Below are 12,634 nucleotides of genomic sequence, written 5' to 3' on the forward strand. Positions count from 1 at the left end.
CGCCCCACCCAACAAAGGAACCACAATGAAGTCATCCTCCTTTCGCCGCATCGCCGCCGTCACCGCCACGGCCGCACTGATCCTCGCCGGAACCACAGCCTGCGGCCGCGGGAGCGGTGACCAGGCCAGCGGGCCGAAGGTCGTGCTCGCGATCTCCACGCTGAACAACCCGTTCTTCGTCGAACTTCGCGACGGCGCCCAGGCCGCCGCCGACGAGGCCGGCGTCGACCTCTACATCGTCGACGCCCAGAACGACTCGGCCACCCAGGCCAACCAGCTGGCCACGGCCGCCGCCGGCAGCACCAAGGCCGTCATCGTCAACCCGGTCGACTCCGATGCCGCCAGCGCTTCGGTGAACACGCTGACCGCAGCGAACATCCCGGTCGTCGGCGTCGACCGCACGGTCAACGACGCGGACCTGACCTCCCTGGTCGCCAGCGACAACGTCGCTGGCGGCAAGCAGGCCGCCGACGAGCTCGCCGCGGCGATGGGAGAGAAGGGCACCGTCATCTCCCTGCAGGGAGTGTCCGGCACCTCCGCCAGCCGCGACCGCGGCGCCGGTTTCGACGAGGGCATCGCCGCCTACCCCGACATCACCGTCGTCGCCGAGCAGACCGCGAACTTCGACCGCGCCTCCGCCCTCGACGTCACCACCAACCTCCTGCAGGCCAACCCCGGCGTCACCGGCATCTTCGCCGAAAACGACGAGATGGCCCTCGGCGCCATCCAGGCGCTGGGCGACCGCGCCGGCTCTGAGGTCATGGTGGTGGGCTTCGACGGCACGTCGGATGGCCTGACCGCCATCTCGGACGGCTCCCTCTACGCCACCGTCGCCCAGCAGCCCGCCGAACTCGGCAAGCTCGCCATCGAACTGGCTGTCAAGGCCATCAACGGTGACAAGGTCGAAGCGACCGTTCCCGTCGAGGTCGTGTCCGTCACGAAGACGAACGTGGGCGACTTCTCCAAGTGACCCCGCCAACCCAGCACCCACACGACGGGGCGACCCTGGCCGGGGTCGTCGTGGTCGGCTCGATCAACGCCGACCAGGTCACCACCGTCGCGCGTCATCCGCTGCCCGGCGAGACGCTGATCGGCACCTCGATCGCCGTCCTGCCCGGCGGCAAGGGCGCCAACCAGGCCGTCGCCGCGGCCCAGCTCGGCGCCCGGGTGAGCATGGTCGGCGCGATCGGTCGCGACGCCCTGGCCTCCTCCGCCACCGCGATCCTCGAATCCGCGAACGTCGACCTGTCGAACGTGCGGGCCGTGGACGGGCCCACCGGCCTGGCCGTGATCACCGTCGCCGCCGACGGCGAGAACACCATCATCGTCATCCCCGGGGCCAATGCCGCGGTGGCTGCCGACGTCGTCGGCCAGAGTGCCGACCTCATCGCCGGGGCCGCCGTGGTGGTCCTGCAGGGCGAGATCCCCGCTGCGGCAAGCACGGCCGCCGCCCGGCTGGCCCGCGGACGGGTCGTGCTCAACCTCGCCCCCGTGATCGAGCTCGACCCCGCCACGATCGCGGCCGCCGACCCCCTGATCGTGAACGAACACGAAGCCGCGCTGCTCCTCGCGCAGCTCACGCCCGGCGCGCCTCCGCCCGCCTCGGACGCCGAGGCGGTGGCGCGGCTGCGCGAGTGGGGGGTGACCTCGGTCGTGCTCACCCGCGGTGCGCTCGGTGCGATCATCTCCGACGTCGAGGGCACGGATGCCGTGGCCTCGCCCGTCGTGGTGGCGGTCGACAGCTCCGGCGCCGGCGACGCCTTCGTGGGCGCGCTGAGCGCCCGGCTCGCCGCCGGCGACACCCTCCGCGAGGCGGTCCGGCTGGCCGTGCGGGTGGGGGCATTCGCGGTGCAGTCCCGGGGAACGCAGCCGTCCTATCCGCACGCGGGCGACAGCCTCCCCGAGGTCCGCTCCGAGGTCCGCACCGATTTCGCCATCGAGAAGAACGAGGCACGCCCGTGAAACGCACCGGCATCCTGAACGCCGACCTGAACGCGGCGCTCAGCCGCCTGGGTCACGGCGACATCGTCCTCATCGCCGACTGCGGGATGCCCGCCCCCGCCGGGGTGCCGGTGATCGACCTCGCCCTGGTGCACGGCGTTCCCCGCTTCGAGCAGGTCCTGGACGCCCTGCTGGGCGAACTCGTCGTGGAGCGCTGCGTCGCCGCGAAGGAGGCGCAGGGCACGGTCGCCGGGGACTGGCTGAACGGGCGCTTCAGCGACATCGAGTACATCGGGCACGGAGAGCTCAAGGCGCTCTCGGCGTCGGCGCGGGTGTTCGTGCGCACCGGGGAGGCCACCGCGTTCGCCAACGCCGCGCTCGTGTGCGGGGTGCCCTTCTAGTCCGCCGGTCGGCGAGTTGCCCCGTTCCGGGCGAGCTGCCCCGGCACAGCGGCGCACCTCGTCCGAAGGTGGGCATCTCGAGCGGAATTAGGTTAGCCTTTCCATCCCCTGATCAGGGGGATTAGGCAAGGCTTTCCACGCTGGCGGTGCCGATGGGAGGTGCCTATGGTGACTCTATGGCCATCCTCTCGCCCCCGTTCTTCCGGCCCTTTCACGCCGTCCCGGATGCCGCAGCGCCCGCCGACATGGCCCGCGCGTCGCTGGGCGGCAGCCTGGCCACCCGGCTCAACTGGCTGCGCGCCGGCGTGCTCGGCGCCAACGACGGCATCGTCTCCGTGGCGGCCATCGTGGTCGGTGTCGCCGGCGCCGGGGGCAGCACTCCCGCGATCGTCGCCGCCGGAGCGGCCGGCCTCGTCGGCGGCGCGATCTCGATGGCGCTCGGGGAGTACGTCTCGGTGAGCAGCCAGAGCGACAGCCAGCGCGCGATGATCGAAAAGCAGAAGCGCGAGCTGCGTGACGACCCGGCCGGCGAGCTGGACGTGCTCACCACCCTCTACGAAGAACGCGGACTGGCCCCGGCCACCGCTCGCCAGGTGGCCATCGAGCTCACCGAGAAGGATGCGCTCAAGGCGCACCTGTCGCTCGAGCTCAACATCGTCGAAGAGGATGTGGCCAGCGCCTGGCACGCCGCCGGCGCCTCGGCCCTGGCCTTCTCCCTCGGCGCGATTTTGCCGTTGCTGGCGATCCTGCTGCCGCCGGAGAATGTCCGTGTCCCGGTGACGTTCCTCGCCGTGCTGGTCGCCCTCGCGCTCACCGGCGCGCTCGGCGCCCGACTCGGCGGCAGCCGCCTCGCCCGCGCCACCGTGCGCGTGGTCACCGGCGGTGCCGCGGCGCTCTTCATCACCTGGCTGGTCGGCACCATGTTGGGTACCAGCGCCTTCTAGCGAGTGAGCCCTGCTCGCGCGAGATGCCGCGAAGGGCCCCCTCGCGGTCTCCCCACGGGCCAGTCGCGTCCTCTCGGCAGCGGGGCTCCCCGCGAGACGACGCAAAGCGCCCCGCATGGGCATCCACGGGGCCTCTTGCGTCATCTCGGCGCCTGCGACCGGCACCGACGAGCGGCACCGGGGCGCGCCTCGCCCCCACGGGCTAGAGCAGGCCGAGCAGCCGCGCCGCGCCCGCCATGCAGCCGCCGGCGACGGCGAAGAACACGACGACCCAGAACAGGCCGGGCAGGTGGCTGAGCCGGGCCAGCTGGTCGGCATCCGAGGCGGTGCCACCGCGCCGCGACCGGGTGGCCTGCAGCTCGACGACGGTGCGCAAAGCCCCGATCAGCAGGAACGCCGTGACCAGCACGGCGAAGATGCTCTGCACGGCGGGCGAGCCGAACCAGGTGACGGCGAAGACCACCGCAGCGGTGACGGCCACCGACCACAGTCCGAACCAATTGCGGATCTGCACCAGCAGCAGCGCCAGCGCCGCGAGCAGTGCCCAGAGCAGGCCGATATCGTGGCCGAGGCTGAGCATCCACGCCGCCCCGAGCCCGAGCAGGGCCGGCGCCATGTAGCCGGCGAGCAGGGTGAAGACCATGCCGAGGCCGCGTGGCTTGCCGCGGCTCACGGTGAGGCCGGATGTGTCGGAGTGCAGCCGGATGCCCTGCAACCGACGCCCGCCGAGCGCCGCGACGAGCCCGTGGCCACCCTCGTGCACGATCGTGATGCCGTGCCGGGTCAGCTTCCAGGCCGGGGGCACAAACACAAGCAGGGTGGCCGCGGCGATGGTCAGCCACACGGTCAGTGCCGGCAGCGGAGCGTTCGTGGCCGAGACGCGGTTCCAGAATTCGAAGAGCAGGTCCATCTCAGGCCTCGGTGGCCAGGACCATTTCCAGGTGCCGCTCCGAGGTGCGGTGCGGGTCCGTGATGTAGTCCCCGGTGGGCCGGCCGCCATTCTTCTCGTAGAAGCGGATGGCGCGGTGATTGCTTTCGTGCACGTGCAGGTAGAGCCGATCGAGGTGGTGCTCCTCGGCGACCCAGGTGCGGACGGCGACGAGGAGTTGCGTGGCCACTCCGGTGGGTCCGCGATAGGAGGGGTCGACCCAGACGCCCACGAGATTTGCGCGCACCGGGCCGTTGACCGGAGTCTCACCCGGCCGGTAGCTCGGCGGGCCGGAGGACACGAAAGAGGCCATTGTGCCGACCCACTGCTCGCCCGGGGGGCGTGCGACAACCTGGAAACTGGTGGGTTCGGTGTTCCGGGCGCCGCGCTGGCGCCAGTCCGCTTCGGTGAGCGCGAGGGCGGCGGCGAATGATTCAAAAAAGCCCAACGGGAAGTTCGCGATGGAGCGGAGGCGGATATCGCGTAGGCCAGCCCAATCGTCAGCGGTGGGACAGTAGAGCTCCACTTCGCGAGGCGCGGCGGGTGTTCGTGTTTCGGCCATCAATGGAGGCTAGTCGTGTTCTATGACCAACGGGTCAATCGCCCGGTCCCGCGGCCAGGTAATCGGCGAGGATTCGCGCGTGATTGATGTGTGCGTCCCTGGCGCCGTAGAGCAGGGTGGTGCCGCTCGGGTTCCGTGCCGCGAGTTCGCGCAGCTCGGTAACAGCCCGGGCTGTGTTCGGTTCTGTGTCCAGTTCGGCGCGGTAGCGGGCGGTGAATTCGTCGATCCGGTCCGGGTCGTGGTTCCACCACGTGCGTAGGGTCGGGGACGGGGCCACGTCCTTGAGCCACGCATCCAGCCGGGCGCGCTCTCTGCTGATGCCCCGCGGCCACAGCCGGTCGACCAGGACTCGGCAGCCGTCGTCAGCGGACGCGTCATCGTGAATGCGCTTGATACGGAAAGCCATGACCACACCGTAGACCTCACGAACAGGGTGGGGCGCGTCAGACCCGAGCCGGAGCGTGCGCGCGGGGCCGTCCGCCGAGCACCCGGGCGGTGCTCACCTCCGGCCGCAGGTCGAGGCGGCGCAGCAGCTGCGCGTTCACGGCTACCACCACCGTCGAGGCCGACATCAGCAGGGCCCCCACCTCCATGGACAGCACGAAGCCGACCGGGGCGAGCACCCCGGCGGCCAGCGGCACAGCGAGCAGGTTGTAGCCGGCGGCCCACCAGAGGTCTCCGAGCAGCATGATCACGATCAGTAGGGCGAGCTCCCACCAGAAGTCGAGCTCCATGGCCAGGATGCCCAGGGTTGAGCCCCAGGAGGAGAGGAACGCCATGGTGATCGCCAGCGCGATCAGCAGCATCATGCCGGAGGAACGCTGCCTGAGCTCGGCCACCGCGCCGGCGAGGAACGGGCGGCCGCCCCAGACGTACATCACGGTGCCCAGCAGTGGCGAGACCCACGCGGCCCAGGCGGTGTCGGGCAGGTCGTAGGCCAGGAGTATGGCGAACATGCCGCTGAAGGCCACGACGGGCACGGCCAGCACCAGCATCACCCAGAACAGTCGCCGGAACTGGCCGACGTGGTCGCCGTGCCCGGCATGGCCCATGGCGCCGTGGTCCATCGCGGCGTGGTCCGTCGATGATGAGGGGCCGGAGGCGGGCGGGTCGAAGGAGTGATCTGAGCGGGAAGACATGCTGCCACCGTATACCCCCTAGGGGTATCAATGTAATAGAGATAAACGCGGCTACCGTTGGAGCACGACCACTCGCGCTTGTCCGAGGAAAGGGAGCCTTAATGATGTGGGGATACGGAATGAACCCGGTCTGGCTCTGGCTGTACGGGCTGCTGTCGCTGGGAGCGACAGTGGTGCTCATCGTGTGGACCGTGCGGGTGTTCCGCAACGACTCGTCAAGCCCGGTGGGCCCGCGTACGAGCGACGCCAGGCGCATCCTCGACGAGCGGTACGCCCGCGGCGAGCTCACGACAGAGCAGTACCGGCAACAGGTCACCGAGCTCGGCGAGCAGCCCTGATCCGGTACCGGCGCTGGCGGCCTCGGTGGCCAGGCCGATTGCCCAGCTGGCCGGGGTCAGCCGATAGCCGAAGTTGCGCGCCCCGCAGTCCATCAGCATCGCCGAGGCCACCCCGATGACGGTCCCCGCCGCCAGCGCGGTGCCGGGCAGGTCGTGCCGGAGCCGAATCGCCCAGCGGCCCAGACCGGGTGCGGCCCAGCTCTGCTCGCTTTCGTCGACCACCCGCTCGGCCTGCGCGAGTGCCGTGTGGCGGCCGGCCGGCAGGTGCAGCCACGTGGCCGGGTCGGCGTAGATGGCGTGCACGTCGGCCACGTCGGCCACGGCGAGAGGCGCCAGCCGCGGGCGGGCCGTAGTACGGCCGAGTGCATAACTCCTGCAATTCATCCGACCGGACGTCGGCGCCCACCGGAATCACGCGGAAGTGCGCCGCAGCGGCAAAATTCTGCAGGAGTTGTGCACCCTCGCACCCGGGGCGGCGGACTGGGCGCGGGGTGCTGTGGGGGAGGCGGGCTACCGCAGCGTGGAGATCTTGAGCGCCGCCGACTTGAAGTTCTGGATGCGCTGCTCGTACCGCGCGGCGAGCACGATCAACAGCACCCCGCCGATGCCGAGCCAGAGCCACCACTGCACCGAGACGTAGAGGAGGGCGATCCACGGCCAGAGCTGGGCGAGCGCGTGCAGCAGCAGCACCGTCGCGCCGAGCACGAACGGAGCCTGCAACCGCCGTGCGGTGCCGAGCAGCAGCACCGCGATCGCGACAACGCCGAGGCCCACCACTCGCCAGAGCGGGCTGAAACCCAGGTCCAGCAGCAGCGAGGGCACCAGCAGCAGGAGCAGACCGGGCGCCAGCGCGAGCCAGCTGTCCGCGGAAGACACGCGCCGAAGGTGCACCAGTCCGGCCGCCACGAGCGCCAGCGCCAGCGGCACGCTGACGATCTCGACGGGGTCCGGCACGTCGTGGATCACGCCGGCCACGAGCATCCCTGCGGCACCCGCGAGGGCCACCCAGGCGATGAGCCGGCCCAGGGGGCTGCGATCGCCCCAGAACGCGGCCAGGAACACCGCCGCGAAAACCCAGACCATCAGCACCACGCGCAGTGTGGCCAGCGGCGGGTAGCCCAGCGCGATCACTTCGGCGAGCACGGTGCCGAGCAGGGCCGCGGCGACGAGGGCGTAACCGCCCCGGAGCGGCAGACTCGTCGCGTCGGGGGAATCCGAGCTGTGGGCGACCCAGACCAGGCAGGTTCCGGTCGCCACCAGGAGGGCAGCGGCCGGCAACAGCCAGGCCTCAAGTTGGCCGGTGGGCCCGGCGGGCGCTCCGGACAGGGCGACGATCCGCAGGCCGGCTGTGGCCACGACGCTTATCGTACCCACCAGGCAGGCCGGCCAGGCGAGCAGGGCCCAGCGGGCATGGTTCACGAGCTGGGCGCCCAGGATGGCCACGGCACCGCCGATCGCCAGGCTGAGCACCGCACGCACCAGCGTTCCCTCTGCGGCGAGGACGGCGCTGGGCAGCAGCGCCACGGCCAGGCCAACGGCGAGCCCGGCCTGCACCAGTCGTGCCGAGGGTACTGTGGTCGCAGTGTCCTGAGCCCGGCCGATGACCCGAGCCGCGATCAGCTGACCGACGATCAGGGCGAGCCCGAGCGGAACGGTGCCCAGCTCGACGGGGTCGAAGAGGTCCCGGCCGAGACCGGCGATCAACACCAGGAAGCCGGCGGTGACGAGCAGCCAGGCCAGCAGGTCACCGGCGCGGCTGCGGTCGAACCAGCGCACGGCGATCTGCAGCACGGCGAACAGCCCGATCAGGGCGATCACCCGGCCCTCGGCGAAGGCGGCATAGGGCAATGCGGCGGTTTCGGCGCCGAGGATGCCGGCGAGGGCAACGCTGACGAGGCCGTAGCCGAGCAGGCGGCGTGGCGCGACCTGGTGCACGGTCGCCGCCGACGCGGCACCGGCATCCGCCGCACCGGTGCCCGGAACCGGCCGGACCAGCGCCGGAGAGCGGGCGATGACGGTGTAGCCCGCGCCGATGAGCAGCACGGCGGCCGGCAGCAGCCAGGCTTCGAGCCGTCCGTCCAGACCGGCCGGCGAGACGAGCAGTGGCCGGATGCGTCCGGACGCCGTGACGACGACGGCGAGGGCACCGACCAGAACGCCGGGCCAGGCTACGACAAACCAACGCGACCGGGTGATCAGCAGGGCTCCGCCGATGGCGAGGATGCCGCCGACGGTGAGCACAAGCCCCGGGCGAAGTAGGGCACCCTGGGCGCCCTCGACCGCGCTGGGCAGCAATGCCAGACCCAGGCCGACGGCCAGCCAGGCCGACACAACCGGGCCGGAAGCAGGTCCACGAGCGGATGCCGGGGCGAGCGGCGAGCCGAGGAGCCCGGCGGCCAGGAGCTGCCCGATGATCAGGGAAAGCCCCAGCGGCATCGTCGTGAGTTCGAGCGGGTTGGGCAGGCTGAACCCGAGGCCGGCCAGCAGCGCGACCAGGCCCGCGGCCCAGCTGACCCAGGCGAGCACGGTGCCCGCGGGGCTGCGGTCGAACCAGCGCACGGCCACGTGCAGCACGGCGAAGAGGCCGACCAGGGCGATCACGCGTCCCTCGGCGTACGGGCCGTGCGGCAGCGCGGCGGTCTCCGCGCCGAGGATACCGAGCAGCGCCAGGCCGACGAGGCCGTAGCCGAAGCCCCGGCGCACGCTGCGCGGCCCGGTCGCAGTGGCGGGTGTTTCCGCCATCGTGCCCGGGGCGAGAAACGGCGTGTTCGTGATGATGATGCCGCCGGTGAACACCAGCAGCAGCGCCGCGGGCAGCAGCCACGCCTCGAGGCGCCAGTCGGGGCCGGCCGCGCCGGGCGTCGGCAGCGACAGGATGCGCCCGGTCGCCGTGATCACGACCGCCGCGGCTCCCACGAGCAGGCTGGGCCAGGCGAGCAGGCTCCACCGGGGGCGGCCGAGCAGCACGGCGCCGCCGACGGCGATCAGGCCGCCCAGAGCCAGGGTGAGCAGTTGGCGCACGGCGTCGTCGGTGAGGCCGGCGGCGGTGAGGGTCGAGGCGCCGGTTGAGGCTGCCACGACGGCGCTGGGCAGCAGCACCAACGCGAGCCCGGCACCGGTCCATGCCCACGCGGCGCCGGCGGGCCGGACGCCGTTCGCGACCCCGGGGCGGGCCGTGACGAGTTGACCGGCAACCAGGGCGAGCCCGACCGGCACCGTCACGAGCTCGAACGGATCCACCGCGCCGGCGACGAGGGCGGCCCCGGCGGCGAAACCGGCCAGGGCGGCACTGGTCCACGCCACGACGGCGCCGAGCGGCACTCGCTGTCGCCAGAGCGCCAGCACGTGCCCGACGGCCAGGCCGGCGAGCAGGGCGAAGGCGCGCCAGGCAGCCAGACCCGAGGTGTCGAACGAGGCCGCTTCCAGCAACGTGAGGGTGCCAAGGGCCACGAGCAGGAGCACGACACCGGCGCGGTCCCTGGCCAGGCGGGTGCGGGCATCCCGGTGGCGCACGAGCTGGAACGCGGCGACCGCCGTGACGATGACCGTGGGCAGCAGCCACGCCTCGAGGAGTGGGCCCGTGGAGCCCGTGGAGCCCGCGGAGTCGAGCAGGCGCAGCGAGCGGGCAATGCCCGTGCTGAGTAGGCCGAGAGCGCCGGCGAGCCCGGCAGCGGCCAGGTAGGCCGACCGCGGTGGCGTCCAGCGCACCAGCGTGGCGCCGACAAGCAGCACCGCGGATGCTGCGCCGGTGACGATCGGACGCACCGGCGACCCGGTCTGCATGCTCAGGGCCAGGGGGAGCAGGGCCACCGAGAGGCCGGCCAGGGTGAGCAACGCGGCGCCCGGGCTGGCGGTGACCGCGCGGTCGGCGCGGCCGTAGCGCCAGAGCAGCGCGGCCACAAGCAGCAGCAGGCCGGCCAGGGGGAGTACGTAGGCCTCCACCGGGGTGCTGCCGGCGCGGGCCAGCCCCCACCAGAGACCGGCGGTAGCCGAGGCGAGCGAGAGCCAACCGACATGGCGGCGCCAGGAACGGGAGGCGAAGAGCCCGTCGGCGTCGATCGCGGTGAGCAGCAGGGCCACCCCGGTGAGCAGCAGCACCAGCCAGCCGAGCTCGGTGAGGCCTGGCCGCAGGAAGACCGCGGCGAGCACCACGGCGGTGCCGATCTCCAGGCCGGCCGAGGAGCGCGCCCAGCCACCGGTCGTGCCGGCGGGTGTGCGGGCGAGAGTGCGGAGAACGAGGGCCACGGCCACTGTGAGCAGGGCGGCGATCGGCGCGGCGAGCACCGTGACCGTCCCGGGCGCCTCCGTGAGGGAGATCAGGTTCACCGTGAGCGCGAGCAGGGCCGGGGCCACGAGGAGCGCGCCGGTAAACCGTTCCCAGCGCAGGCCGCTGTCGTGGGACAGCGTCCAGAGCAGCGTCGAGGTCACGATCAGCGCGGCGGCCAGGATACCGGCGACGGGCACGCCCGGCGGGATCGTCGCGCGGTCTGCGGCGGCCAGCCCGTCGATGATTCGCCAGGTGGGGAGCACGAGGCCGAGCAGGGTCGGCGCGAGCAGGGTCCAGAACGCGAACCGGCGTTCCACGGCGGTGAACCCGCCGATCCGGCCCTGGGCCAGGAACACCTGGAGCAGACCGGTGGCCAACGCCACGCCGAGGGCCACCAGTAGCCACAGCACGGCCGCGGTGGGCGGCGCGGCGCGGGTGAGAGCCTCTGGAGCGGCGACGGCGCCGATGAGGGTGAGGACGATCGCGCCGGAGAGCAGGAGACCGCGGCCGCCGGCCCGGGACTCCCGGTGCAGCAGCAGCCGGGCGAGGAACGCGGCCAGCACCGCCGACAGGGTGCCGAGCCACCAGCTGGTGCTGCTGGCCCAGCTCACGGTGTATCCGAGCGCCTCGCTGGCGATGAAGAAGGTCAGGAGGATCGGGACGTAGCCGCCGAGGGGCAGGTGCCGGGCGCGAGTGAGCAGGAGCAGAGTGAGGGTGGCGGCGCCGAGCAGCACGTACAGCGGCAGCACCAGCCAGAGCAGCTCGGTGAAGGGCACGGCGAGCAGGACCACGACGAGTCCGAACCAGGCGAGGATCCGCAGGCGCGAGGCCAGCACCGCGCCGGCCCGCCAGAATCCGGCCACCAGCACGGCGACACCGGCCAGCGTGGCCACGGCCCAGACGCTGATGTCGTTCACCGAGGCAAGTGGATCGCCCAACCGGGCGAGCGTCGACAGCAGGGCGCTGGCCAGTGGTGCGGCGGCTGCGGCCAGCACGCCCATACCGATCGTTGCCACGAGTAACGCGGCGGTGAGCGCGGCACTGAGCCGGGCGGTTCTGGCGGGGCCGGCCGGCCGGCGCCGCCAGGCGAGTTCGAGGCTTAGCGCGAGAGCGGCGGTGGCCAGCAGCGGCAGGGTGACGAGCAGGTTGTTGTCCTCGGTGCGCCAAGCGAACACGTTGATGCCGAGCACCGCGGCCAGGGTGGCCAGGCCCGCGGATGCGTAGGCAAAGGCCCGGTAGGCGGCATCCGGTGTGCGCCCGGTCAACGCCACGACGGCGTGCGTGACAGCGATGGCGGTCACGGCGCCGTAGGTGAGCAGGGGAATCGCCGTCCCGTCGGGAGCCACGAACCCGCCGGTCACCGTGGCGGTCGCCAGGCCGAGAGCGGCCAGTGCGAGCAGGGCGATCCTCTCGGCACGACGGTCGACGGCGGGCCAGAATGAGGCCGTGCCCGGCCGGGTGAACCTGTGCACGAGCGCGCCGGCGGCGGCTCCCATGGCGGCCAGGAAGAGCCGGGTGAGCGGCTCGGCGTCCGCCGTGAGCCCGGCGGCGAGCAGGCCTGTGGCCGGTGCGGCAGCGGCGAATCCGGCCACGCTGGCCACCCGCAGCGACGAGACCGCGTGCCAGAGCAGGAACAGCGCGGTGCACACCGTCAGTGTCACGCCCCAGTAGAGGAGGCCGTCGACGTTGCCGAAGCCGAACAGGTTGTTCTCCCGCAGCGCCCAGGCGTCCAGGAGCACCAGCACCACGGCGAGAGCGCCGATGCCCTCCGCAGTGCTGACGAGCCCCGTGCGCCGCAACAGTCCCGCCGTGGCAAGCATGGCCAGGGTGAAGAGCCCCACGATGGCCGAACGCACGGCGAGGCCGGCGACGACGAAAGCCACGGTGAGGAAGACGATCGCCGCGACCGAGACGAGGGTGACGCCCACGAGCAGCAGCACCACCTGCACGCTCGAGCGCTTGTGCGCGGCCGGACCTGTCGGTGTCGCCGGTGCCTGCGCGGCGGCCTGGGTGGCCGCGTGGGCCTGCGCGGCCTGTGAGGCGGCCTGTGCGGCACGCGCCGCGTCGGCTTCGGCGGCGCGCTGAGCCTGGGCCTGCGCCTTGGCCCGGCGTTC

General features: G+C 72.3%; 9 protein-coding genes and 1 pseudogene. 4 read left to right on the forward strand and 6 right to left on the reverse strand.

Annotated features, from left to right (window positions below; translation table 11 throughout):
* Positions 1 to 25: 25 nt before the first annotated feature.
* The 4 genes from E3O42_RS15315 (at position 26) to E3O42_RS15330 (ending at position 3,286) form a co-directional block, all read left to right on the forward strand.
* Positions 26 to 970 carry a substrate-binding domain-containing protein gene (locus E3O42_RS15315; protein WP_134454766.1) on the forward strand — a complete coding sequence of 315 codons (945 nt, stop codon included), beginning with the start codon at positions 26 to 28 and terminating at the stop codon, positions 968 to 970.
* On the forward strand, positions 967 to 1,962 hold the full coding sequence (locus E3O42_RS15320; protein WP_241984867.1) for a ribokinase: 996 nt from the start codon (positions 967 to 969) through the stop codon (positions 1,960 to 1,962). Before E3O42_RS15315 ends, E3O42_RS15320 begins: the two co-directional genes overlap by 4 nt.
* A complete protein-coding gene (gene rbsD / locus E3O42_RS15325) occupies positions 1,959 to 2,342 on the forward strand; it encodes a D-ribose pyranase (RefSeq protein ID WP_134454767.1) in 384 nt (127 codons plus the stop codon). The genes E3O42_RS15320 and rbsD overlap by 4 nt, the downstream gene beginning before the upstream one ends.
* A gap of 245 nt (positions 2,343 to 2,587) precedes the next feature.
* Positions 2,588 to 3,286 (forward strand): VIT1/CCC1 transporter family protein, encoded by a 699-nt coding sequence (locus E3O42_RS15330; protein ID WP_134454779.1) that lies wholly within the window; start codon positions 2,588 to 2,590, stop codon positions 3,284 to 3,286.
* 202 nt (positions 3,287 to 3,488) lie between these two features.
* Here the strand turns inward: E3O42_RS15330 and E3O42_RS15335 are convergent, their stop codons facing one another.
* The 6 genes and pseudogenes from E3O42_RS15335 to E3O42_RS18125 all read right to left on the reverse strand — a co-directional run.
* Entirely contained in the window at positions 3,489 to 4,196 is a 708-nt protein-coding gene (locus E3O42_RS15335; protein ID WP_134454768.1) for a M50 family metallopeptidase, read from the reverse strand.
* A 1-nt stretch (position 4,197) separates the two neighbouring features.
* Positions 4,198 to 4,776 carry a GNAT family N-acetyltransferase gene (locus E3O42_RS15340; RefSeq protein WP_134454769.1) on the reverse strand — a complete coding sequence of 193 codons (579 nt, stop codon included), beginning with the start codon at positions 4,774 to 4,776 and terminating at the stop codon, positions 4,198 to 4,200.
* A 34-nt stretch (positions 4,777 to 4,810) separates the two neighbouring features.
* Complete coding sequence (locus E3O42_RS15345; protein WP_134454770.1) at positions 4,811 to 5,182, reverse strand: DUF488 domain-containing protein; 372 nt, start codon at positions 5,180 to 5,182, stop codon at positions 4,811 to 4,813.
* Between the two features lie 271 nt (positions 5,183 to 5,453).
* Positions 5,454 to 5,843: pseudogene (locus E3O42_RS15350) on the reverse strand (heavy metal translocating P-type ATPase); the annotation flags it as partial.
* Between the two features lie 287 nt (positions 5,844 to 6,130).
* Positions 6,131 to 6,637, reverse strand: a complete 507-nt coding sequence (locus E3O42_RS18635) for a GNAT family N-acetyltransferase (RefSeq protein WP_134454772.1) — start codon at positions 6,635 to 6,637, stop codon at positions 6,131 to 6,133.
* Positions 6,638 to 6,763: 126 nt separating this feature from the next.
* Positions 6,764 to 12,634, reverse strand: a 5,871-nt coding sequence (locus E3O42_RS18125; RefSeq protein ID WP_166788019.1) for an SCO7613 C-terminal domain-containing membrane protein, incomplete at its 5' end; no start/stop codon positions are given.

Source organism: Cryobacterium adonitolivorans, assembly GCF_004402695.1.
GTDB lineage: Bacteria > Actinomycetota > Actinomycetes > Actinomycetales > Microbacteriaceae > Cryobacterium > Cryobacterium adonitolivorans.